A 23,431-nucleotide genomic window follows, 5' to 3' on the forward strand; every position below is an offset into this window, starting at 1 on the left:
CCTAGCGGGAGGGGATTCCTGCCACGGTCGTCTGACCGTCTCGGTGGGTTCCTGATTCTTCGCGCTGTGCCGGGACGAGTCCCGGTCTTACCTGCGCTCCACAGGCTGGCACCGCCAGTCCGGCGGCCTTGGCGACGTTGACCGCCGCGTTGATGTCCCTGTCCAGGACGGCCCCGCACTCTCCGCACGTCCATTCCCGGATGTTCAGGGGCTTGGGGCCGTCCTTGGCGCCGCACACGCAGCAGACCTGCGAGGTCGGTTGGAACCGTCCGATGCGGTGGAAGGTACGCCCGTACAGGGCAGCCTTGTACTCCAGCATCGCGACGAATGCCGACCATCCGGCGTCGTGGACGGACTTGGCCAGCCTGGTGCGGGCGAGCCCCTTGACCGCCAGGTCCTCCACTGCCACCGCTTGGTTATCACGGATCAGCTTGGTGGAGAGCTGGTGGTGGAACTCGCGCCGCGCATCGGCGGTCCGTGCGTGGGCGCGGGCAACCTTGATCCGGGCCTTCGCCCGGTTCGCAGATCCCTTCGCCTTCCGGCTCAGGTTCTGCTGTGCCTTCTTCAGCTTCTTCTCGGCCCGGCGCAGGAAGCGGGGGCTTTCGATCTTAGTGCCGTCCGAGAGGATCGCGAAGTGAGTCAGGCCCAGGTCGATGCCGACCACCGCGTCCGTTTCTGGCAGTGCAACGGGGTCGGTCTCGACGACGAACGACGCGAAGTACCTGCCGGACGCGTCCTTGATCACGGTCACCGTGGACGGGATCGAAGGAAGCAAACGGGACCACTTCACCCGCACATCGCCGATCCTCGGAAGCGACAGGCCTCCGCCGCGCGTGATCTTCCAGCGGGCGTTGGCGGTGAACCGAACGGCCTGGCGGTTGTCCTTCCGGGACTTGAACCGGGGCGCGCCCATACGCGGGCGCTTGCCCTTGAGGCCGTCGAAGAAGTTCCGGTACGCGGTGTCCAGGTCCCGGAGGGACTGCTGGAGAACTACAGCGGACACCTCGCAGAGCCAGGCCCGCTCCTCGGTCCTCTTCGCTTCGGTGATCAGCAGCTTGGACAGGTCTCCCGTTTTCGGGAATGCCTCACCGCCCGCACGGGCGGTCTCACGAGCGCGCAGCGCGTCGTTGTAGACCACCCGCGCACACCCGAACGCACGGGCCAGCGCGCTGCGCTGGGGCCCGTTCGGGTAGAGACGGAAGGAATACCGAAGCTGCATGTGGCTCACCGTACTGCAGTTGGTTTATGGATGAAATGCAGAACATCCGTACAGGCAAGCGCTGCATTTTCGCGCTTGATGCCCACTTGGTTTTCACAACGCAGCACCGGCACCCGGTCTTCAACGACGCGCATCTCAAGCGGATGGAGGAGATCGTGCGCACCGTCTGCGAGGACTTCGAGTGCGAGCTGATCGAGTTCAATGGTAAGAACGGCCACGTCCACCTTGTGGTGAACTTCCCGCCGAAGGTGGCCCTGTCGAAGGTGGTCAACTGGCTCAAGGGCGTCAGTTCCCGCAGGCTCCGCCAGGAGTCTCCGGAGCGTATCCGGCACTACTGGCGGGCTCAACGACTGGTCCGGCTCACGCTTCGCCGGGCCGGTCGGCGGGGCGAAGCTGTCGATCGTCCGTCAGTACATCGAGCAGCAGAATCGTCCGCTCTGACGTGCGGTCAGAGCACTTCTGAGAACCGCTTCACCACCTGGCTAAAGCCCGATGCACTGCGACCCGGCAGCCCCGTGCCGGTCCGGCGCGACCCGGAGCCCGAGCGGCGCAGGCGCGGTGGCGACGGCGTCGGCGTACCCGAGGGCCACCCGCTCATCGGCCGTCCGGGCCCTTCCTCGTCCGGCTCCGGTCGCGGGCCCAGGTCCCCGCGCCCGGGCGTCCACTCCGGGCGCCCCCGAAAGGCGAAGATCACCGCGAGCAGAGTCGCCCCGATGTACGTCGCGAACCACTGCCAGGAACCCTGCGCGAGCGAGAACGTCAGCACGGCGGCGAGTCCGATGCCGATGACTCCGGCCTGACCGGTGGTGTCACCGCCGGCTCCGGCGGATCCGGGGCTACGGGTTCCTCGGGGGCTGGGGTGGCTCACGGGCCTCTCCTGCGGGGTCGGAGGCATCGGCGCCGGCATCCACCGTGGGCCGCCGCAGGGATCGGGCGCCATGCCGGACGGGTGCGGAGGGCGCCCGGATGGGGGAGACGGCAGGCGGGTCCGAGCCGGTCCGGCCGCCTACTGCGGCTTCGGCTTCGTGGCGATCTGGATCAGGTTGCCGCAGGTGTCGTCGAAGACGGCGGTGGTGACGGGGCCCATGGCGAGCGGATCCTGGGTGAAGCGCACGCCGAGGCCGCTCAGGCGCTCGTACTCCGCTTCCACGTCGTCGACGGCGAACTGGGCGAGCGGGATGCCGTCCTCGACGAGCGTGTCGCGGTAGGTCTTGGCGGCCGGGTGGCCGCAGGGCTCCAGGAGGAGCTCGGTGCCGCGGGGCTCCTCGGGCGAGACGACGGTCAGCCACCGGTCCGTCTCACTCACCGGGACGTCGTGCTTCTTCACGAAGCCGAGGACCTCGGTGTAGAAGTGCAGGGCCTTGGCCTGGTCGTCGACGAAGACGCTGGTCAGGTGGATCTTCATGGAGCGCTCTCTTCCGGTACGAGCGGATCGGCTGGGGCGGACGGGTCGGATGGGGCGGACCGGTCGGGGACGGGCCACCGCTCGGCTATCTGCCGCAGCGGTTCCGTGTTCAGGTCGTGGAACTTGCAGCGGCCCTCCCGCCTGGTCTCGACGAGTCCGGCGGCCTCCAGCACGGCCAGGTGCTGGGAGATCCCCTGGCGCGAGATGCCGAGCCGGTGCTTCATGCTCAGTCGCGCGCAGATCTCGAACAGCGTCAGTCCGGACTTCTCCGCGAGCTCGTCGAGGATGGTGCGCCGAGTGGGGTCGGCAAGGGCTTTGAAGAGGTCGTCGGCCACGACCACAGGATAGGCAAGTGGCCGCTTGCCTATCAAGTCGCAGGGTTGGCCGGACCCCCCGGGCGTCCCGTCCCGCCCCGGGCGGGGCGCGGGTACGTACGGGACTGCTTGACGCTGCCGTACGCGAAACTCGATTCGATCGAGGCGATGCCGGGGATGGCGTGGATCCGGTGGCGGACCAGGGCCTCGTACGCCGCCAGGTCCTCGATCACCACGCGCAGCAGGTAGTCGCTGCTCCCGGCCATCAGGTAGCAGTCCTGGATGTGCTCGATGACCGCGACGTGCTGCTCGAAGAGCGCGACCGCCTCCGGCGTGTGGCGCTCCAGGCGGATGCGGACGAAGACCGTGACCGGGAGCCCGAAGGCGACCTGGTCGACCATGGCCGTGTAGCCGCGGATGAGGCCCGCCTCCTCCAGGCGCCGGACCCGGCGCAGGCAGGGCGACGGGGAGAGCCGGACGCGGTCGGCCAGGTCCTGGTTGCTCAGGCGGCCGTCGGCCTGCAATTCCCTGATGATCTGCAGATCGACTGCGTCCACGGCCACTCCTCGGTGGATCCCGCGGGATCCTTGGCAGATTCTGCCCCAAACGTATGTCCGAGAGGCAGAACTGGCAATCGGCTGCCCCGGCCGAAGCCCTAGCGTTGCCAGGGAACGGACCAGACCGGTCCGGACCCATACGGCTGGAGCAATATCCGTGGTCGCGACGAACACCACCGGGGCGACCGCGCCTCCCGATACGGCGGCCCCGCCGGCCGGAAACCCCGGCCGGCTCCGCCTCTCCCCGCAGACCGAAGGCGTACTGGCACTGGTCGTGACCGTGTCGATCTGGGCCGCCTTCGCGCTCAGCGCCCGGGCCCTCAGCACCTCCACCCTGCTGCCGGCCGACGCCGCCCTGCTGCGGTTCGGCGTCCCGCTCGTCGTCCTGCTCCCCGCGCTCTGGCGCAGGCGCCACCGCATCGCAGCCGTCCGGCCGGGCCCCGCGATAAAGATCATCTGTGGTGCCGGAGTGCCGTTCTTCCTGGCGGCCATGCACGGCGGCGCCCTGACCTCGGCCGCCTTCGTCGGCTCGATCGTGCCCGGCATGGTCCCGCTGTTCGTCTCCGCGCTCATGGCCGCCCGCGGGCACGGCGCCCCCCGGGGCACCCAGACCGCCGGGCTCGCCCTGATCGCGGTCGGCGTCGCCGCCCTCGTCTGGCGCTACGTCGTCCCGGTGGACGCGGACGTCCTGGAGGGGGCCGGCACGCTCCTGGTGGCCAGCGGACTGTGGGCCCTGTACACGGTGGGGCTGCGGGACGTGGACCTCGACCCCGTCGGATCGATCGGCCTGCTGTGCCTGCCCTCCTTCGCGGTCATCGGGCTCCTGGTCCTGACCGGAGTGCTCCCGACGGGCCTCGCGCACGCGGCGGGCAGCGACATCGCCCTGTTCCTCGTCGTGCAGGGGCTCGGAGTCGGGCTGTGCGCCGGCCTGCTCTACGCCGTCGCCATCCGCAGGCTCGGCGCCGAGCGCAGCTCCGTCGGCGGCAGCCTCAGCCCCGCGGCCGTCGTCCTGCTGGCCATCCCCCTGCTCGGGGAGACCCCGACCTTCGCCGTGCTGATCGGCGTTCCCCTCATCACCGCCGGCGTCGTCCTCGCCAACCGCCGCCCACGACCCAAGGTTCCCGCACATGCTTGAGCTCCTCCCGCCGCCGCCCACCGACCCGCTGTGGGACCTGACCGCGGAGTTCGCCGCCGACGAGCGGCCCGAGCGCCTCGGCCTCGTACTCGGCGTCTACCGCGACCACACGGGCCGCACGCCCGTCATGGCCGCCGTACGCGAGGCCGAGACGCGCCTGGCGGAACGCGCCGAGTCCAAGGAGTACCGGGGACTCTCCGGCAACACCGGCTTCAACCGCGCGATGCAGACCATGGTCCTGGGGCCCGAGGCGCCGGCCGACCGGGCCGTGACCGTACAGACCGTCGCGGGCTCCGGCGCGCTGCGGCTGCTGGCCGACCTGATCCACCGGACGCGCCCCGGCACCACGGTGTGGATCAGCGACCCGGCGTACGTCAACCACCGGCCCATCCTGGAGGCCGCCGGGCTGAAGGTGCGCACCTACGGCTGGCGCGACGCCGAGGGCGACTTCGACGCCGAGGGAGTGCTGCGGGAACTGGGCGGGGTCCGGCGCAACGACGTCGTCCTGCTCCAGGGGTGCTGCCACAACCCGACGGGAGCCGACCCCACGATGGACGCGTGGGAGGCGATGGCCGAGCTGGCCGCCCGCGACGGCTGGGTCCCCTTCGTCGACCTCGCCTACCACGGGCTCGGCGACGGGCTGGAGGCAGACCTGCTGGCCACGCGCATCCTGGCCGCGCGCGTGCCCGAGATGCTGATAGCCGTCAGCTGCTCCAAGAACTTCGGCCTCTACAGCGACCGCACCGGCTGCGCCATCGTCCTCGGCACGTCCGGCCGGGCGCTGAGGAACGCGGAGACCGCCCTGCAGAACGCCGCCCGCACGCTCTACTCGATGCCGCCGGAGCACGGCGCAGCCGTCGTGACGACGATCCTGGAGGACACCGGGCTACGGGCCGCATGGCGGGCGGAACTGGAGGTCATGCGGGGCCGGATCGTCGCCAACCGGACCGACCTGACGAGCCACCTGGGCGCCCTGGGGCACGAACCCCGAGCCCGGGCACTCGCACGGCAGAAGGGCATGTTCTCCATGCTGCCGCTCACCGCGCAGGACATGCTCGACCTGCGCCTGCGGTTCGCCGTCTACGGCACCACCTCCGGCCGGATCAACATCGCGGGGATCCCCGCGCACCGGATCCCGCAGCTCGCGCAGGCCGTCGCCGCCGTCCTGGACACGGCGCACGCGTCCCGCCCCCTCGAAGGCCTCGCGCGGTAGTTGCTCCGACCGGCTCAACACGGACCGGGGCGCGCGCCGGCTCGGGCGCGCCCCGCCCGATCCGGCGCCGGCTCTCTGGTACGACGTTGGCCTCGACCACTCGGAGGAGGGCACGGTGTCCGACGACGCGAAGCCGGACCAGCGGACCGACGGGCAGATGAAGGCGCTGGCGGAAGCCTCGGCGCTGGTCGCCGGGGCGCAGCACGAGGCCGCGGAGATCCTGCGGAGGGCCGGCACGGAGCTGCTGCCCGAGGAGCGTGACTGGTTCGTGGGGGACCGGTGCATGGGGCAGCAGAATCCGCCGCCGACCCCTCACTTCTGCCTCTGCCCGCGCTACCGGGGCAACAGCCACGAGGTGTGTGTGAACACCTTCATCGATCACACCGGCCCCGATCTCGGCACGGGATCCCCGCGCGTGCGCTGCGGACACCCGAAGGACCAGCACGGCCAGATCTGAGCGACGAGAACCGGGTGGTACCGGCTATGCCTCCGGGGAGACGCCGGACGAGGCGCGCTGCCGCGAACGCGCGAACTCCGCCATCCCCTCGGCGAAGCCCACCCGCGGCAGCCACCCGAGCTCGCGCCGCAGCCGCCCCGAGTCGGCGGTGATGTGCCGGACGTCGCCGAGCCGGAACTCACCCGTGACCACCGGCTCGGGACCACCGTGCGCGGCCGCGAGCGCCGAGGCCATCTCGCCGATCGTGTGCGGCTCGCCGCTGCCCGTGTTGTACGCGGCGAAGGAACCCGCCGGGCGGCCTCCCACCGCCTCCAGCGCCACCGCATTGGCCGAGGCCACGTCCCGTACGTGAACGAAGTCCCGGCGCTGGGCCCCGTCCTCGAACACCCGCGGCGCCTCGCCCCTGGCCAGAGCAGACCTGAAGAAGGAGGCCACCCCCGCGTACGGGGTGTCGCGGGGCATGCCGGGCCCGTACACGTTGTGGTAGCGCAGCGACACCGCCCGTCCGCCGACGCACCGGGCCCAGGCGGCCGCCAGGTGTTCCTGCGCCAGCTTCGTCGTCGCGTACACATTGCGCGGATCCGCCGGGGCGTCCTCGGCCACCAGGCCGGGGGCCAGCTCGGCCCCGCACACCGGGCAGCACGGCTCGAACCGGCCCGCCTCCAGATCGCCGACCGCACGCGGCCCCGGCCGTTGGACCCCGTCGCGGCCGCACTCGTACCGTCCCTCCCCGTAGACCACCATGGACCCCGCCAGCACCAGCCGGCCCACCCCCGCATCCGCCATCTGCGCCAGCAGCACGGCCGTCCCCAGGTCGTTGCAGCCGACGTACGCCGGCGCGTCGGCGAAGTCCTTCCCCAGCCCGACCATCGCCGCCTGATGGCACACCGCGTCCACCCCGCGCAGCGCCGAGCGCACCGCCTGCGCGTCGCGGACGTCCGCCCGCAGCAGTTCGGCATCGGGCAGGTCGGGCGGCCCGGGGTGCGCGGCCGGCAGCAGTACGTCCAGGACCACGGGCTCGTGGCCGGCCCCGGCCAGTGCCGTGACGACGTGGGCGCCGATGAACCCCGCGCCTCCGGTGACGAGTACTCGCATGACACGGACGCTACGCAACCGCCCCGCCCGCGCACCCGCTCCACGCCCGGACGTAAGGCTTCCGTCATCGCCCGTACGGACGCGCCTGCCGAACTGCGCCGCCCCCGGGATCGGGATATCAAGGACCGTGAAGGCGAGCGCGAGGCCCAGCGGTCGCCGCCCCACGGCTGAGGAGTACGTCTCGTGGAGTTCGAGGTCAATGGCGCCCGGCGCGCGGTGGACGTGGAGGACGACCCGGCCGCCGTGGAGGTGGTGCGCGACCAGTTGGGCCTGACCGGCACCAAGCTGGTCTGCGCGGGCGGGGTGTGCGGGGCCTGCACGATCCAGGTCGACGGCGAGCCCAGGGTGTCCTGCCTGACGCCGGCAGTCGTGCTCGCCGGCCGACGGGTGACGACGGTCGAGGGCCTGTCCGGCCACCCGGTGACGCGTGCCTTCGCGGGCGAGGACGCCCTCCAGTGCGGCTACTGCACCCCCGGATTCGTGGTCGAGGCGGCGGCCTTCCACGAGCGGTGGCGGGCCGCGCACGGCCGCACCAGGCCGGGACGCGAGCAGATCGCCGACGCCCTGGCCGGCCACCTGTGCCGCTGCGGGGCGTACGAGGCGATCTTCAACGCGGTGGCCGCCGCCTGCGCGGGCGACTACGACACGGCGCCGACCGGCGCCCAGGAGCCGTCGGTACCCCGCGCCGAGGCTCCCGAGAAGATCGACGGATCGGCCCGCTACACCACGGACCTGCGCCCCGAGGGACTGCTGGAGGGGGTGATCATCCGCTCGCCGCACGCGCACGCCCACGTACGCTCACTGGAAGCCGGAGACCTCCCCTTCGTCCCGCTACTGCCTCCCGACGGAGTGGTGCGGTACGTCGGCCAGCCCGTGGCAGCCGTCGCGGCGCCGGACCGGGCTTCCGCGCGGGCCGCCGCGGCGCGCGTGAAGGTGGACTACGAGGTGCTGCCGGCGGCACTCGACGTGGGCCGGTCCCGGGCCGGCGAGGGCCCGCTCGTCTACGAGGACAAGGCGGCGCGCAAACGGGCGCCGGGATCCGGCGAGACCCCCCAACTGGTGCCCGCCCGCTGGCGCGGCAACCGGCGCGGCCCGTCCGCCATGAGCAAGCGCCCCGCCACCGCCGTACGCCGCATCATCCAGGCCCGCGAACGCAGCCCCGAACGAGTGGTGGAAGGCGTGTTCACCACCGCCGCGCAGACCCACACCCCGCTCGAACCGCACGCCTGCCTGGCCCAGTGGATCGACGGCGCCCTCCACCTGGAGGTGTCCACACAGTCCGTGAAGCAGACGGCCCAACTCGCCGCCGAGCGCTTCGGCGTACCCGTCGACCAGGTCGTGGCGCGGGCCGTCCACGTGGGCGGCGGCTTCGGCTGCAAGATGGGACTGACCCCCGACGTCGTCGCCGCGGTCGAGCTGGCCCGGCTGCACGGCGCCCCGGTGCGCGTGGTGCTGGAGCGGGACGAGGAGCTCACCGACGGCGGATACCGGCCCGGGACCCGGATCCAGCTGGCCATGGTCGCGGACGGGGCCGGCGACCTGAGTGCGCTGGCCATGGACGCGGACAGCGACGGCGGGGTCTCGATCGGCGGCACCGTGGCGGCACTGGCCCGGTTCATGTACGGCAAGGCCCCGCGCCGGCTCCGCGACTTCGACACCGTCACCCACCGCCCGGCGGGCGCCCCCTTCCGCGGCCCGGGCGGACCCACGATGTGCTGGGCCCTGGAGCAGGCCGTCGACGAGATGGCCCTCCGGCTCGGCCAGGACCCGATCGCCCTGCGCCGCCGCTGGGACGGCAACCCCAAACGGCACGCCCTGTACGACCACGCCGCAGCCCTGCCCCTCTGGGCGGGCACCCGCGGCGGCACCGGGCGGTTCCGCCGCGGCGTCGGCGTCGCGGCGGCCAACTGGCTGTACTTCGTCGACCCCGTCACCGAGGTCGAGCTCACCGTCGAGGACGGCGTCGTCGTCGCCCGCTGCGCCGTGCAGGACATGGGTACGGGCTCGCGCACCGTGCTGCGCCGGGCCGTCGCCCAGGGGCTCGGCGTACCGGAGGGCAGGGTCCGCGCCGAGGTCGGCCGGAGCGACGCCGTCCACGGCCCCACCTCCGGAGGCAGCCGCACCACCCCCTCCCTCGTGCCCGCCGCCGCGGACGCCGTCGCCAAGCTCCGCGACGCGCTCGGCGGCGGCCAGGACATCGCCGCCCGGCTGGACACGGCGCACGGCATCCGGGTGACCGGCCGACGAACCCGCGACCACCGGGGCTACGTGACCCCCTTGAACTTCACCACGGGCGGTGTGGCCATCGGCCGCGGCTTCACCGGATCGGTGCAGGTCGCCGAGGTCGAGGTGGACACACGGCTCGGCCGGATCCGCCCGCTGCGGGTGTGGAGCGGCATCGCCGCCGGCCGCATCCACGAGGAGCGGCTCGCCCGCAGCCAGTGCGAGGGCGCCGTCATCCAGGGCATCGGCTACGCGCTGTTCGAGGAGCGGCGCGTCGACCCGGCCACCGGCCGGGTGCTCACCGACAACCTCGAGGACTACCGCATCCCCGGCATCGGCGACACCCCCGAGATCACCGTCCACTTCCATCAGGAGGGCTTCGAACACGTCCCCGGCGGCGGTGTCGGCCTCGGCGAGATCGCCACACTGCCCACCGCGGCGTGCCTGGCCAACGCGGTCCACGACGCGACCGGCTGGCGCCCGTACGACATGCCCATCCGCCCCGACCGGCTCCTGGAAGGACTGGGTACGTGAACACCGAGCCCGCCCTCACCGACCTCTCGGCCGCCGTCCAGGCCCGCGGCGGGGAACTGCGCGCCGGCGGTACGGACACCACCGCCCGGCAGCGCAGCGGCCTCTCCCCGGGCCCGTTCACCGACCTCGACGGCGCCGACAGCCTGCGCGGCTGCACACCGCTGCCCGGCGGCGGGCTGCGCGTCGGCGCCCTGACCACGCTCGCCACGCTGGCCACCGATCCGCGGGTGCGCGCCGGCTGGCCGGCGCTGGCGGCGGCGGCCGGGAGCGCGGCGACCCCGCAGATCCGTGCCGCGGGCACGCTGGGCGGCAACCTGCTGCAGCGCAACCGCTGCTGGTACTACCGCAATCCGCACGTCAGCTGCTTCCAGAAGGGCGGCACCGGCTGCCCCGCGCGCGAGGGCGACCACCATTTCGGCGTGGTCAGCGGCGACGGCCCGTGCGTCGCCCCGCACCCGTCCACCCTCGCGATGGCCCTGCTCACCTACGACGCCGAGGCCGAGGTCCACGGCGAATCCCCGCGCACCGTAGCCGACTTGTACGGGGACGGCGACCGGCTCTTCCGCGCCGACCACCTGCTGGCGCCGGACCGCATCCTGACCGCGGTCCGGCTGCCGGCGCCGCTGCCCGGCGAACGCGCCGCCTGCCACCGGACCATCAGCCGGGCCCACGCCGAATGGCCCCTGGTCGAGGCCACCGCCCGCCTCGCGCTGGACGGCGCCACCATCACGCACGCCGCCGTCGCGGCGGGCGGAGTCGCCCGGGTCCCGCTGCGGCTGCCCGAGGTCGAGGCCGCCCTGATCGGCCGCGAGGCCACCCCCGCGACCCTCGCGGCCGCGGCCGCGACGGTACTCACCCGCTGCCGCCCCCTGCCGCAAACCGCCTACAAGGCCACCCTGTTCCGCGACACGGTCCTGGAAGCCCTGGAACTGGCCACGACCCCGCCCGCTGCGGACTAGCCGAACACCGCACTCGACCCCGCCGGATTCATCTGTCGACTCGCTCCGCCGCATCGAGTACGTACTGCGGCAGCTTTGAACTGGCCGCCAGCACTTCGAGGCCGATGAGGCACCCGTTCTCGTCGAAGTCGAGGTTGATCATGCCTCCGACCTCAACCGGATCGCACGGGTACATGCGTGCCACCCTCGGGCGCGCATGCGGTTCGGTGAAGTAGAGGTACGCCGCATTCGCCCCCTCGTCATATGTGATCCTCACGTCTGCCACGGTCAGCGCTCTCTCTGGTTCTGGAGGCGGTTGATGTAAGCCTTGTCCACATTGGTCATCACTGTGTTCACGTTGCCGTCGATGGTCTTACCGACGAACACCTTTGAATTGGGATCGTAGTAGCCCGACTTCCATTGGCCTTCGTGGAAATAGGAGAAGGGCTCTCTCCCGAGAACACTCCGAGCGTCCTCCTCCGAGACCCCGCGCCGCTCCAGTCGCTGCATGGCGTGACCCGTAAAGGTGTCGCCCGGAGTGGTGGCCTTGGGGGTCGTCGCCTTTGGCGTGATGTCGCCGATGCCCTCACATGTGCATGAGTCGGCGTGTCCCGGGAAGTAGCCGGCGCAATTGTGGACCAGTACCGAACTATTACCCGCCAGCACATAGTACGTGTGGATGTCGTCGACGGTGAGGTTGTGGACGCGCTCGACCTCGGTCCATGCGCGGACCGCGGTGACCTGCACGTACGTGCCGCTGCCGGTCTGGAGGAGGGTGCCGGGGGTGATCTTGCCGGCGTCCACCCAGCGGCCGAGGGCCGGGATCCAGAACGGGTGGCCGTCGGTCGCGACGACCTTGCCCGCCGAGCCGTCCGGGTTGGCAACGGCGATCTCCACCAGGGACTTCTCGCCGTAGCCGGTGATCAGACGGGTGACCGTGCGGGGGCCGCTCTCCCCGGTCTGCGGGTCGGTGGCGATGACCTGATCGCCGATCTCGACCTCGTCGATCCGTTTGCGGGCGCCGTCGGCCATCAGGACCGGAGTGTCACCGGTGAAGCTGTTCGTGATGCACGAGGTCGGTGTGTCCGGCTTCGGGGCGGGCGGCGCGTCGGCGGCCTTGGCTGTTGTCGCCAAGTCGGCGGCGTTGTCGGCGTTCTTGGCCGCCTGGACGGCGTCGATGGCCCTGTTGCCGAACTTGGCCGCGTTCGCCATGTAGCCCAAGCCCGGGATGGCCGAGGCGGCGGACAGGGTGGCGTTGCCGTAGTCGCCTTCCGCCGCGTACCAGCCCGCGTTGCCCAGGTCGGCGACCTCACCGACGACCGGGACCATGCCGACCACGTCCAGGGTGGTGTGGCCGATCGTCTTCCACGACGGCATCTTCGGCCACTTGCCGGTCGGGTCGGTCAGCTTGACCGGGTTGTTGTGCGTGTACGTGTAGGCGGCGAGGTTGCGCGGTTCGCCGATGCCGCCCGCGAGGTCTTTGTCGAGGTAGTCGGGCAGCGCCGGGTCGGCGCCGGCCCACAGCTGGGTTCTCGGGTTGTAGTAGCGGGCTCCGTAGTAGTACAGCCCGGTCTCGGCGTCGAGTTCCTTGCCGGTGAACCGGTACGGGGTGTCCGCCTGCCCGGTCCGCTCCTCCACCCACGTCTCCCCGAACGGGAAGTACTCCAGGTGCTCGTTGACCGCGCCCTGCTTGTCGGTCACGTACCCCGACGAGCCGATGTGGTCGGCGTGGTAGAACGACTGGGCGTCCTCGGTCCCGGTGGCGGCGACCGTCTTGGTCGTGAGCCTGCTGTCGCCGACGAAGACGTGTTTGTAGCCCGTGGCGTCGCGTTCGCTGTAGTTGCGGTTCGGGTACAGCGACAGTCCGTCGCCCTTCTTGACGACGCGGTCGCCCTTGTCGTCGTAGGTGTAGGCGACGGTGGCGTCGGTGCAACCGGTCGGGTCCTGCGGGACGGTGGCCGTCGCGGCGTCCTGGTTGCAGGCGAGGCGGTTCTCCTCGTCCCACACGAACTGCCGCCGCTTGCCGCCGGCGGCGGTGTTGACGGTGTCGGTCAGGTTGCCGTTGGCGTCGTAGGCCTGGGTGACCGGCCCGACCTTGCTCGGCGCGTGCGGCTTGGTGCCGTCGTAGGCGTACGCGTAGTCGTAACTGGTCCTGTCCTGGACGTCGACCGGGTTCGACGGGTCGTCCACCGGCTCGATCGGGCCGGCGGACCCGCCGCCCGCCGCGAAGGCCGGGATGCCGCCCGCGACCTCGTGGCGCTGGGACTTGCTCGTGGTGTTGTGGATCGAGTCGTAGCCCAGGGTCAGCGTGTACTTGTTGACCCGGTTGTTCTTGTCGGTGTACTGCCCGGACGCCGAAGTCAACCGGTACTGGTCGTCGTACCCGTAGGTCTGGGTGCTGGGACCGCCGATCTCCCCGCCCTGCGGCGCGTTGTTCGCCAGCCCGGTGATGTTGCCGATGTTGTCGTACGTGTAGCCCAGGTTCTGGAACGCGGTCCCGTTCGGAGCCACCGACTTCAGCGCCGCGAGCCTGCGGTCCTCGGCGTCGTAGGAGTAGGTCGTGCGCACTCCGTTGCCGGTCTGCTGCAGGACCTTCTGCCCGAACTTGTCGTAGTCGAGCCGGTCCAGGTACGTGTACCCGGTCCCGTTCTTGACCCCGGTCGCGCGCGTGACCTGGCCGCCGGAGTCGTAGTCGTAGCTCAGGACCTCGCCGTCCGGGTAGGTCAGCTGCAGCACGCGGTTGAACGCGTCGTAGCGCCACGACGTGGTGTAGGTGCGCGGAGCGCCGCCGGCGGCGGTGATCGTACGGGTCTCCTTGACCACCTCGCCCAACGCCCCGTAGGCGCGGGCCGTCGTCCCCGACGCGTCGCGGACCTCGGTGACCCGCGACGCCGCGTTGTCCGGCGCGCCGGGCGCGCCGTAGGCGTAGGTGACGTTGTTGCCCGGGAACGTCGGGTACCGGATCGACTTCAGCCGCGAGTGGTCGTAGTCGTACTCGACGGTCCTGCCCACGGCCAGCAGGTTCGCGGTGGTCTTCGCCGTGATGTTCCCGGCGAGGTCGTAGCGCGTCTCGGTGCGCCCGGCGTCCGGACTGTCGAACACGGTGCGGCGCCCCATGCCGTCGTACTCGGCGCGCGTGACGTTGTTCTTGTCGTCGGTGATCGCAGTGACCTGCTTCAGCGGGTTGAGCTCGTAGCCGGTCGCGATCACCGTCGGACCGTTGAACTCCTTCACCGACGTGGTCGCGCCGCGGACGTCGGTGTAGGTACGGCGCTCCTTGCCGTTGCCGTCCGTCACCGTCCGCTCGAACCGGGTCGTCCCCGCCCGGTCCAGGCCGAACGCGTACCCGGTGCTCGTGGTGACCCCGTCCGGCTGGACCGTCTTCACCGAGCGGTCCAGCACGTCGAAGGTGTCCCTCGTCGGGGCCACGGTGTCGAACGTGGCGTTGAACGCGGTGTTCGCGGAACCCTTGGCCTCCGTGACCGGGTAGTACTTCTCCACCGCGCGGCCGAGGGCGTCGAACTTCAGCCGGCCGGACACCGTCATCACCTGGGCGGGCGCCGCCCCCGGCGACGCGGCCACCGAGGCGTCCTTCTTCGTCTGCAGCACCCGCCCCAGGCCGTCGCCGAAGGTGACCGTGTCGATGGTGTCCGCGCGCACGTCCGTCGCCGTGCGGTCGAGGTGCCTGGTCGTGGCGTACGGGACCGCCGCCTCGGGGTGGTAGTCGAAGTCGATCGTTGCCCGGCCGCCGCCCTTCTCGTACGGCCCGGTCACCGTGTCCAGGCGCCCGGCGCCGTCGTAGGACATCAGGACCGACTGGTTGTTCTGGTCGGTGTTGCGCTCCGGAAGGCCGTACTTCAGGTTGTGCGACGAGGACGACCGGTACCCGAAGCTGTCCACGACCGACTCGACGTGCACGCCGACGACGGTGTCGTAGCCGTACTCCAGCCTGTACCGCTGCCCGGTCGCGTTCGCCGGACCGGTCACCGACTTCAGGTTCCCGTCCGGGTGGTACTCCAGGTCCGAGACCGCCGGGGTGTCGTCGGTGAGGTAGTCGCGGACCTGGCGCACCGAGGCGGTCGCGCAGTCGACCGTGGACTCGCGGTGCCGCAGCAGCGCACCGGTCGCAGCCGCCTTCTGCCGCAGCACGTCGGCGATCCCTGTGATGCCGCGGTCGCGGCACGCCGGGTCGGACGCGCTGTACCGGTAGGTGGTCTCCAGGTCGTCCGCGGCGCCCTCGTCGGCCGCGTCGAAGGTGCGGACGACGTTGCCGTACCCGTCGTACGAGAGGTCGGTGTACGTGGTCTTGGCCGCCGTGGCCGCGCCCTCGTAGAACTTCTCCTCGACCCGGGTGAGTTGTGGGAACACCGTGGCGGTCAGGCTCTTCGGGTCGGCCTCCGCGCCCGAGGAAGTGTCGTGCAGCCGGTGGGTGTTGACCGTTTCGCGGTACGGGCGGCCCGCGCCGTCCGCGGTCAGCGTACGGGCGAGCAGGCCGCGGCCGTAGTAGCCGTCGGTGCGGTACTCGTCGGTCACAGTGCGGCGCACGGCGTCGCCGGCACCGGGGTCGCGGTCCTCGGTCACGACGCGGCCGAAGCCGAGGAACTCGCGCTCCAGCCGGTCGTAGCGGCCCTGCTCGTAGCGGTGGGTGGTCAGGCGCGTGTCGGCACCGTCGCCCGCGAGGCCGTCGAACACCGTGGTGCGGGAGAGCACCCAGCGGCTCTGCGGCACGGCGGTGGTGTTGCCCGACCGGCTGTAGTCGAGGTCGATGCGGGCGCCCATCGGGCGGCTGACCGAGCGCAGCAGGTTGGTGCGGCCGGTCTTGTTGACCGCGACCAGCAGTTCGTTGTCCCGGGTGGACTTGACGTGGTCGGCCAGGCCGTCGCCGTTGACGTCGCGCAGGCTGGTTTCGGCCCGGCTGATGCCGGTGGACGCGTTGACGCCGGGATTGAAGACGAAGACGCCGACGGGAGTGGGCAGGCCGACGGTGAAGTAGACGCCCGCGCCGAGACTGGCGTTCTTGTCGACGGCGATCTCGGGGAAGCTGCCGCGGAAAGGGGCGGGCGCGGTGAAGCCGGTGCCGGTGTTGAGCGCGACCTTGATCGGGTTGGCCCCGTCGGTGAACACCCGGTCGGTGAGGCCGTCGCCGTTGACGTCCGTCATGCTCGCGTTGGTGAACGAGGTTCCCAGCTCGGCGGAGACGCCGCCCGCGAAGCCGTAGCGGTCGACGTTGAAGCCGAGGTTGACGCCGACGTTGCGGGTGGACGCGTCGTTGATCGGTCCGGCAGACCAGGGTTCGCGGCCGGCGAAGGAGTAGCCGAGGTTCAACTGGATGTCGCCGTTGCCGAACACCTTGTCCGGCAACCCGTCCCCGTTGATGTCGATCAGGTCGACGCGGACGTCGGACTCGCCGCCGCCGAGGCTGCCGCCGATGCCGAGCGACGGTTGGACCGAGCCGGTGGTGGCGGTGTTGGCGCTGGTGCCCGCGTCGGGCGCGGCCATGCCCAGTGCGCTGGCGATGGTGGCGGTCTCGCTGCCCGCGGAGAACGACACGTTGCCGGAGACGTTGTCCGCCTCGCGGACGTTGCCGCCGAGGGTGCCGCGCGTGGCGCCGAGCGCGCCGGTCGTGTCGGAGAACTGGATCTCCTTGGCGCCCACGACGTCGGGGTAGCCGTCGCCGTTGAGGTCGAGGTAGTCGACCGAGCCCGCGGTGATCCCGCCGACCACGGTGCCTCCGAACGGGCCTGCCGCGAGGGTGGCCGACACCTGGCCGGTGACGCCGCGGCGCATCACCGCCCGGTCGCCCGCTACGTCGGCGTCGGTGACGATGTCGATGGTGTCCGCGCCGAGGCGGGAACTGGTCGCCATCGCGGCGGTGACCCAGGAGGACTCGTCCTGGGCGGCCCAGCCGCCCTTGGCGGGAACGGGGGCGAACACCGCGAGGCGCGGCATGGTGAGCCGGGGATTCGCGGCGAAAGGCGCGACGTCCGCTTCCTTGGGTTCCTTGGGAAGCGCGTCCTTGAAGCTCTGGTCCAGTGTGAGTTCGGCCTGCTTGAGCGGTTGGGTGGCGCGGTCGCGGTTGCCCTGGTAGCCGATCACGCCCCAGCCGCGGTAGGGCTGGGCGAAGGCGCCCTGCCCGACGGAACCGTGCATGGCGCTGGGCGCCGGGGTGAAGGCCGGCCAGCTCGACGTCACGTCGTAGGTGACCGACGCGGACTGCTCGATGAGCGCGCCGAGCAGTCTGGTCTCCGTCGTGGAGTAGTCGACGTAGAGCTCGTCGCCGGCGGTGACCGGCACGGTCAGGTCCAGGTTCTTCCTACTGAAGGGGGAGGCGTCCTTGGCTTCGAAGACCCGTTTGCCGACCAGCTGCCCGCCGCGCTTCTTCACCGTGAACGCGATCTTGGCATCACCGAAGAAGTTGAAGTTGAGGGACACCTTCGGCCGCACCTTCAACTGGCCGGTCTTGGTCGCCTTGTAGGACTGCTGCGGCGCGGCGAGGGTGTTCGCCGGGTACATGTCCAGGTCGTACGGCGGGGTGATCACCAGCGTGGGATTGCCCGCGGCGTCGACGACCGACTCGACTCCCTGCGCGGCCGTGTAGTGCGCTTTCGGAGCCCAGCTCACCGCCGAGGCGTCGATCGGGGAGTCGGTCTTCAGCTTCCACGACATCTTCTCGAACGTGCTGACCGGAATGCTCACGTCGATGGCGGAGGTGCCGGTCGACGCGGCGGGCAGGACCTTGCGGAACACCTCCGTGCCGGCGTGGACACCATTGCCCTTTTCGATCACGACGGTCACGTCGTCCGAGGTCGCCTTGGACTTGACCACGTCACCGGTCAGCCGCAACGTGCCGTTCACCGGCACGGTCACCAAGGACGGCCTGCCGCCGAAGGTGAAGTCGGCCGACGCGCGGAAAACGGTGTTCGCCAACCCGTTCGCGTCCGTGCCGGCCGGCAGGTTGGTGTAGGTGATCGCCGGGTCCCACGCCACGGTGTCGTACTTGCCGTCCAGAATGGACTGGGTGCGGAAGTAGAGCGCGTCGCCCTTCTTCACCGGAATCGACGCCACATTGCCCGGGGCGAACTCGGTGTGGTCATCGGGGCCGATCCGCTGCGCCCACAGTTCGGCGTCCTTGTGCTGGATGGTGACCCGTACGCCGTCGGCCTTGGTGTAGGCAGCCCGCGCCGGGGAGGCGTCCTGGGTCAGCTGCACGAGGCCGTCCACGCGGACGTTGCCGTCGAACGGCGCGACCCAGCGGCGCACCGAGTCCAGCAGCGGCGAGTTGTCCACCTGCTGGTTGAACTGAGCGGTCTGGTCCCCGACGATCTCGCCTGTCACCGCGCCGCCCCCGACCGGCGCCGGGGTGCGGGCGGAGTCCGCGCTGTAGGCGGGTTGCCCGTTGGCGTCCAGGTAGCCGAACAGCACGCCGCCGTTGTTCACCAGGTCGGTGATGCCGTCGCCGTTGACGTCGGTGAAGAACCGGTCCGAGGTGGTCGTGGTGCCCACGAAGTCCAGCTGGGCCGAGGTCGTGAGGACGTACGCCTCGGCGCCGATGGTGCCGGACAGCGTGCGCTCGGTCGAGATTCCCGGAAGGTTGGTGAGCTTGACCGGCGTGTCGCCGAACTTCGCCTCACCACCCGGTCCGGCCAGATTGGGCCGGTAGAACACGTCGTTGTTCTTGCGGAACACCTTGTCCGGCAGGTTGTCGCCGTTCACGTCGACCAGCGTCGACAGGCCGTCGGACTGGCCCGCGCTGAACCCGACCTTCAACCCGACCGAGCCCTCCTTGGTCGGCAGCCCCTGCACGTTGTAGCCCGCGAACAGGTGCGCGCCGAAACTGGCCGACGTGTTCGCCGAGATCGCGCTGGCCTCGCCCTCGCGGATGTTCACCCCGAGGTCGTCGTCCGGCACCGACCAACCCGCCGCATCGGCGAAGGCGTTGTAGTTGCCCGACTGGTCGCGCACGTCGTCGAAGTAGTCGAACGTGTGGGTGTTGAACAACTGGTTGCTCTCGCTGAACTGCGACACCGAGGTGAGCAGCGTCTTGGCGAACGCGCCGGCCTTGTAGTTCAGCTCGTAGGCGCGGATCAGCTGGCCGTCCAGCTTGACCTCGATGCGCCGCAGCAGGTCGGCGGTGACCCTCTTGAAGCCGTACCGCGCGTCGATCTGGACATCGCCGCGGCGCGCCTCCCCGCGGTCGCGGTCCCGGATGAAGGTGACCGAATAGCGGCCCTCGGCGGCGCCGTGCCCGGTGTAGGTGATGCGCTGCGGGTAGAGCGCCCGACCCGGGACGGAGGCGTTCGCGACGCCGCCGTCCTCGACGCGGACGTGGTGGTAGCGCAGCAGGTTGTCGTGGCCGTCGCGCACCTCGCGTACCGCCCACACCGCGATGTTGCCGGACGCGTCGGCGAGCGTGGTGTTCTCCGCCCCGCCGAAGACGGTACGGGTGCCCTGCTTGTCGGTGACCTCCCACCAGTAGTTCGACGGCTTGTCCCCGTGCCGGACGATCCGGTCGAACCGGCCCTCGACCCGGGAGTGGAACACCTTCTCCGCCGTACGCGCCTGGAGTTCGCCGCGGTGCGCCACCGGGGTCAGCTGCTCCCCGTTCAGTACGTACGACTCGGTTTCCTTGCCGCTGTCGTAGCGCGGCACACCCCACCGGGTGTCCACCGTGATCGACGGCGTGGCCAGGTCCCAGCCGACGCCCGTCCAGCCGCCGCCGCCCGCCGAGTTGTAGGCGACCGACAGCTCGGGTTGCAGGCCGGCGCGGCCCTTGGGTATCTCCAGCGGGTACGTCAGCCGTGCGTCGCCCGTGCTGTTCGCCGTCGGGGCCTGGATCAGGTTCACCCCGGCGCCGGGGTCGGCCGCCTTGATGTCCTTGATCTGGTTGGGGTTGAAGGAGGTGCCCTCCGGCCCCTCCGGCCCGGTGACCGCCGACCCCGCGTCCGGTCCCGCCGCGGCGCTCTGGAACCGCACGGGGGAGGTCAGCCCGAACATGGAGAGCACCATGACCAGGAAAACGATCACGCCGGTCCGGCCGCGGAACACGCGCTGGACAGTCACAAAGAGCCCCCACACCGTCAAACGCCCCCGGAGCGCGGGTCCTTCGACGACCCCGGCCCCCTTCGGTACCGAACGGTAGATCGGGAACCGGATCGTCCGTACGGCTTTTCGAGACAAGGTCATCTCGGGCGGTCACGATCCTGCAACGCGTGCCCGGCGCGACCGACGGCCCGGCCCGGGCCATGCCCAGTCCCTGCTCAGGCGGCCTTAATTGCCTTGCCGGTCGTCCGGGCACGAAGAAGAATGCCGCCTCATGGGACATATGGAAGCCGCACACCTGGAGTACTACCTGCCCGACGGGCGGGTGCTGCTCGGGGACGTGTCGTTCCGGGTGGGCGAAGGCGCGGTCGTGGCGCTCGTCGGGGCGAACGGTGCGGGCAAGACCACGCTGTTGCGGCTGATCTCCGGGGAGCTCAAGCCCCACGGAGGTACGGTGACGACCGGAGGCGGCCTCGGGGTGATGCCTCAGTTCGTCGGCTCCGTACGGGACGAACGGACCGTACGGGACCTGCTGGTCTCCGTGGCGCAGCCCAGGATCCGGGCCGCCGCCCAGGCCGTCGACGCAGCCGAGCACCTGATCATGACGGTCGATGACGAGGCCGCCCAGATGAAGTACGCGCAGGCGCTCAGCGACTGGGCGGAGGCACGCGGCTACGAGGCCGAAACCGTCTGGGACATGTGCACCACCGCTGCGCTCGGCATGCCGTACGAGAAGTGCCAGTGGCGCGAGGTGCGCACCCTGTCCGGCGGCGAACAGAAGCGGCTGGTGCTCGAAGCGCTGCTGCGGGGGCCGGACGAAGTGCTGCTGCTCGACGAGCCCGACAACTACCTCGACGTGCCCGGGAAGCGATGGCTGGAGGAGCAGCTGGCCGAGACCCGCAAGACCGTGCTGTTCGTCTCGCACGACCGCGAGCTGCTCTCCCGCGCGGCCCAGAAGATCGTGGCCGTCGAGCCGAGTCCGGCCGGGTCCGAGGTGTGGGTGCACGGCGGCGGCTTCAGCACCTTCCACGAGGCCCGGCGCGAGAGGTTCGCCCGCTTCGAGGAACTGAAGCGGCGCTGGGACGAGAAACACGCCCAGCTGAAGCGGCTCGTCCAGGACATGCAGCAGTACGCGGCCCGCAGCGACGTCATGGCCTCGCGCTACCAGGCGGCGCAGACCCGGCTCAGGAAGTTCGAGGAGGCGGGCCCGCCGCCCGAGCCGCCGAGGGAGCAGGAGATCCGGATGCGGCTGCGCGGCGGCCGCACCGGCGTCCGGGCGGCGACCTGCCAGGACCTGGAGCTGACGGGCCTGATGAAGCCGTTCGGCCTGGAGGTCTTCTTCGGCGAGCGGGTCGCGGTCCTCGGCTCCAACGGCTCCGGCAAATCCCACTTCCTGCGCCTGCTCGCGGGGGAGGACGTCCGGCACACCGGCCGCTGGAAGCTCGGCGCACGCGTCGTGCCGGGCCACTTCGCCCAGACCCACGCCCACCCCGAGCTGCTGGGGCGCACCCTGGCCGACATCCTGTGGACCGAGCACGCCAAGGACCGCGGCGGGGCCATGTCCGTCCTGCGGCGCTACGAACTGGAGCGCCAGGGCGACCAGCCCTTCGAGAAGCTCTCGGGCGGCCAGCAGGCCCGCTTCCAGATCCTCCTCCTGGAACTGGCCGGCACCACCATGCTGCTGCTCGACGAGCCGACCGACAACCTCGACCTGGAGTCGGCGGAGGCGCTACAGGAGGGCCTGGAGGCGTACGAGGGCACGGTCCTCGCCGTCACCCACGACCGGTGGTTCGCCAAGTCCTTCGACCGGTTCCTCGTATTCGGGTCCGACGGGGTCGTACGGGAGACGCCGGAGCCCGTGTGGGACGAAGCCCGGGTGGCCCGGGCCCGCTGAGCGGCACCGGGCGGGGTGGGCCGCGGGGCCGGATCGGCGTACGGGCGCGGCTCAGCCCGCCGCCGGCGGCATCCGGACCTGGAGGTGGTGGGGGAGGGCATCACCCAGGACGGGGGTCAGGGGTCCCGTGTGCTCCAGGCCGAGGTGGCCGGCCAACGTCGTCGCATGCAGCCGGGTGACGCTCTCCAGCAGTCCGGCGTACGTGTCGGCCGAATCCCGCACGCGGTGGCGGGCCAAGCCCCTCACCGTGGCCGCCCTGAGCGAGGTACGGCTCGACCACGCCCGACTCGCCTACCTGTCGGCGTGCAGCACGGCCCTCGCCACCCACACCGGGCTCATCGACGAGGCCATCCACCTGACCTCCGCCTTCCAGCTCGCCGGATACCCCCATGTCATCGGCACGCTCTGGCGGATCGCGGATCGCGGATCGCGGATCGCGGATCGCGGACCGCGAGGCAGTCGACATCGCCCGCGCCTTCTACGCGGCCCTGCCCACCGCGCCGGGCCCGGCCCACGCCCTGCACGAAGCCGTCCGCGTCCTCCGCGACCGCGCCCGTACCGCGCCCTCCCTGTGGGCCGCCCACCTGCACGCGGGAGCCTGAGGGAGCCCGCGCCCCGTCAGGGTGGCGGGGGCCCGTCTTCCGCGTCGCGCAGCGGAACGAAGGCGATGCATTCGACGTCGATCTGATCGGCGACCTCGGCCAGCGCTCCGGCCAGGACCTCCACAGTCTCGGGATCCAGATCCGTCTCGCCGGCATCCGTCGCCCGCACCCACCTCGCCGCGATGAGCCGCAGCAGATCCGAGACCTCGTCGGCGGGGACCAGCAGATGGCCGTCCAGGACCAGGGGTATCGACACCCGCATCAGGACGCCTCCGCAGCCGCCGTGGCGTCGTCGACCGTCCCCTGCCGCACGATGACCACCGGGCACGGCGCGTACAGGGCGCACTGCTGGCTGACCGAGCCCAGCAGGAGACTGGCGAAGCCGCCGCGGCCCCTGCTCCCCACCACCAGCACCTCGGCGCCGACCGAGGCCTTCGTCAGCACGTCGGCCGCGTTCCCCCGCACCACGTGCTGCACCAGCGGCACCTCACCGACCTGGAGGAGCACGGTTCCGATCTCGGCGGTCAGGTCCTGCCTGGCCCGCTCCTCGTCGAAACCGGTATCGACGGTCGGCGCGGACCAGCCGTCCGCCGCAGGTACGTCATAGGCCGCGACGGCGTCCACCGTCGCTCCGACGAACCGTGCGTGGCGCACCGCCCACCGCAGCGCTTCGTATGAAGCCGGTGAGCCGTCGACGCCCACGACCACGCGCGAGATCCCCTCGCTGCCGTTCATGACCGGGTCCTTCCTGCTACTAGTCGCATACCCGGACAAAAGGTCCCTACGCGCCGGGGTCGCAGGCACCT

The 23,431-nt window shown here is 71.2% G+C and carries 17 protein-coding genes and 2 pseudogenes; 9 read left to right on the forward strand and 10 right to left on the reverse strand.

The window, feature by feature from the left end:
* Position 1 precedes the first annotated feature (1 nt).
* Positions 2 to 1,219: an RNA-guided endonuclease TnpB family protein gene (locus AB0M99_RS22335; protein ID WP_365922998.1), complete on the reverse strand. Its 1,218-nt coding sequence runs from the start codon at positions 1,217 to 1,219 to the stop codon at positions 2 to 4.
* A gap of 26 nt (positions 1,220 to 1,245) precedes the next feature.
* Between AB0M99_RS22335 and tnpA the strand changes: the two are divergent.
* Positions 1,246 to 1,660, forward strand: a pseudogene (gene tnpA, locus AB0M99_RS22340) (IS200/IS605 family transposase).
* Between the two features lie 565 nt (positions 1,661 to 2,225).
* Here tnpA and AB0M99_RS22345 read toward each other — a convergent pair.
* From AB0M99_RS22345 to AB0M99_RS22355, 3 genes are read right to left on the reverse strand one after another with little or no spacing between them, the layout of a single operon-like run.
* Entirely contained in the window at positions 2,226 to 2,624 is a 399-nt protein-coding gene (locus AB0M99_RS22345) for a VOC family protein (RefSeq protein ID WP_365923000.1), read from the reverse strand.
* Complete coding sequence (locus AB0M99_RS22350) at positions 2,621 to 2,959, reverse strand: metalloregulator ArsR/SmtB family transcription factor (protein WP_365923002.1); 339 nt, start codon at positions 2,957 to 2,959, stop codon at positions 2,621 to 2,623. Before AB0M99_RS22350 ends, AB0M99_RS22345 begins: the two co-directional genes overlap by 4 nt.
* A gap of 32 nt (positions 2,960 to 2,991) precedes the next feature.
* Positions 2,992 to 3,495 (reverse strand): Lrp/AsnC family transcriptional regulator, encoded by a 504-nt coding sequence (locus tag AB0M99_RS22355; protein ID WP_365923004.1) that lies wholly within the window; start codon positions 3,493 to 3,495, stop codon positions 2,992 to 2,994.
* A gap of 157 nt (positions 3,496 to 3,652) precedes the next feature.
* Here AB0M99_RS22355 and AB0M99_RS22360 point away from each other — a divergent pair, with 157 nt between their 5' ends.
* The 3 genes from AB0M99_RS22360 (at position 3,653) to AB0M99_RS22370 (ending at position 6,300) form a co-directional block, all read left to right on the forward strand.
* The gene (locus AB0M99_RS22360; protein WP_365923006.1) at positions 3,653 to 4,630 is read left to right on the forward strand and encodes a DMT family transporter; all 978 of its coding nucleotides are present in this window, start codon (positions 3,653 to 3,655) and stop codon (positions 4,628 to 4,630) included.
* A complete protein-coding gene (locus AB0M99_RS22365) occupies positions 4,623 to 5,843 on the forward strand; it encodes an aromatic amino acid transaminase (RefSeq protein WP_365923008.1) in 1,221 nt (406 codons plus the stop codon). The genes AB0M99_RS22360 and AB0M99_RS22365 overlap by 8 nt, the downstream gene beginning before the upstream one ends.
* Positions 5,844 to 5,958: 115 nt before the next feature.
* Entirely contained in the window at positions 5,959 to 6,300 is a 342-nt protein-coding gene (locus AB0M99_RS22370) for a DUF6422 family protein (protein WP_365923010.1), read from the forward strand.
* Positions 6,301 to 6,324: 24 nt separating this feature from the next.
* On the opposite strand, the gene AB0M99_RS22375 is transcribed toward AB0M99_RS22370, so the two are convergent.
* Complete coding sequence (locus tag AB0M99_RS22375; RefSeq protein WP_365923012.1) at positions 6,325 to 7,395, reverse strand: NAD-dependent epimerase/dehydratase family protein; 1,071 nt, start codon at positions 7,393 to 7,395, stop codon at positions 6,325 to 6,327.
* Between the two features lie 183 nt (positions 7,396 to 7,578).
* On the opposite strand from AB0M99_RS22375, the gene AB0M99_RS22380 reads away from it, so the two are divergent.
* Positions 7,579 to 10,152, forward strand: a complete 2,574-nt coding sequence (locus tag AB0M99_RS22380; RefSeq protein WP_365923014.1) for a molybdopterin cofactor-binding domain-containing protein — start codon at positions 7,579 to 7,581, stop codon at positions 10,150 to 10,152.
* On the forward strand, positions 10,149 to 11,111 hold the full coding sequence (locus tag AB0M99_RS22385; protein ID WP_365923016.1) for an FAD binding domain-containing protein: 963 nt from the start codon (positions 10,149 to 10,151) through the stop codon (positions 11,109 to 11,111). The genes AB0M99_RS22380 and AB0M99_RS22385 overlap by 4 nt, the downstream gene beginning before the upstream one ends.
* 28 nt (positions 11,112 to 11,139) lie before the next feature.
* Here AB0M99_RS22385 and AB0M99_RS22390 read toward each other — a convergent pair whose 3' ends face one another.
* Both AB0M99_RS22390 and AB0M99_RS22395 read right to left on the reverse strand, forming a co-directional pair.
* Complete coding sequence (locus AB0M99_RS22390) at positions 11,140 to 11,376, reverse strand: DUF2283 domain-containing protein (protein ID WP_365923018.1); 237 nt, start codon at positions 11,374 to 11,376, stop codon at positions 11,140 to 11,142.
* Positions 11,377 to 11,378: 2 nt separating this feature from the next.
* Positions 11,379 to 20,150, reverse strand: coding sequence for a SpvB/TcaC N-terminal domain-containing protein (locus AB0M99_RS22395; RefSeq protein WP_365923020.1), 8,772 nt, complete (start codon positions 20,148 to 20,150; stop codon positions 11,379 to 11,381).
* A 253-nt stretch (positions 20,151 to 20,403) separates the two neighbouring features.
* On the opposite strand from AB0M99_RS22395, the gene AB0M99_RS22400 reads away from it, so the two are divergent.
* Positions 20,404 to 22,023: an ATP-binding cassette domain-containing protein gene (locus AB0M99_RS22400; protein WP_365923022.1), complete on the forward strand. Its 1,620-nt coding sequence runs from the start codon at positions 20,404 to 20,406 to the stop codon at positions 22,021 to 22,023.
* Between the two features lie 51 nt (positions 22,024 to 22,074).
* Here AB0M99_RS22400 and AB0M99_RS22405 read toward each other — a convergent pair whose 3' ends face one another.
* Positions 22,075 to 22,260 carry a hypothetical protein gene (locus tag AB0M99_RS22405; protein ID WP_365923024.1) on the reverse strand — a complete coding sequence of 62 codons (186 nt, stop codon included), beginning with the start codon at positions 22,258 to 22,260 and terminating at the stop codon, positions 22,075 to 22,077.
* Positions 22,261 to 22,270: 10 nt separating this feature from the next.
* Here AB0M99_RS22405 and AB0M99_RS22410 point away from each other — a divergent pair.
* Together AB0M99_RS22410 and AB0M99_RS22415 are read left to right on the forward strand one after the other, a co-directional pair.
* Positions 22,271 to 22,375, forward strand: a pseudogene (locus tag AB0M99_RS22410) (hypothetical protein); the annotation flags it as partial.
* Between the two features lie 37 nt (positions 22,376 to 22,412).
* Positions 22,413 to 22,625 (forward strand): CHAT domain-containing protein, encoded by a 213-nt coding sequence (locus AB0M99_RS22415; RefSeq protein WP_365923026.1) that lies wholly within the window; start codon positions 22,413 to 22,415, stop codon positions 22,623 to 22,625.
* A gap of 16 nt (positions 22,626 to 22,641) precedes the next feature.
* On the opposite strand, the gene AB0M99_RS22420 is transcribed toward AB0M99_RS22415, so the two are convergent.
* On the reverse strand, positions 22,642 to 22,887 hold the full coding sequence (locus tag AB0M99_RS22420; protein WP_365923028.1) for a DUF6213 family protein: 246 nt from the start codon (positions 22,885 to 22,887) through the stop codon (positions 22,642 to 22,644).
* Entirely contained in the window at positions 22,887 to 23,360 is a 474-nt protein-coding gene (locus AB0M99_RS22425; RefSeq protein ID WP_365923030.1) for a universal stress protein, read from the reverse strand. Before AB0M99_RS22425 ends, AB0M99_RS22420 begins: the two co-directional genes overlap by 1 nt.
* Between the last annotated feature and the right edge of the window lie 71 nt (positions 23,361 to 23,431).

The organism is Streptomyces sp. NPDC051183, from assembly GCF_040682455.1.
GTDB lineage: Bacteria > Actinomycetota > Actinomycetes > Streptomycetales > Streptomycetaceae > Streptomyces.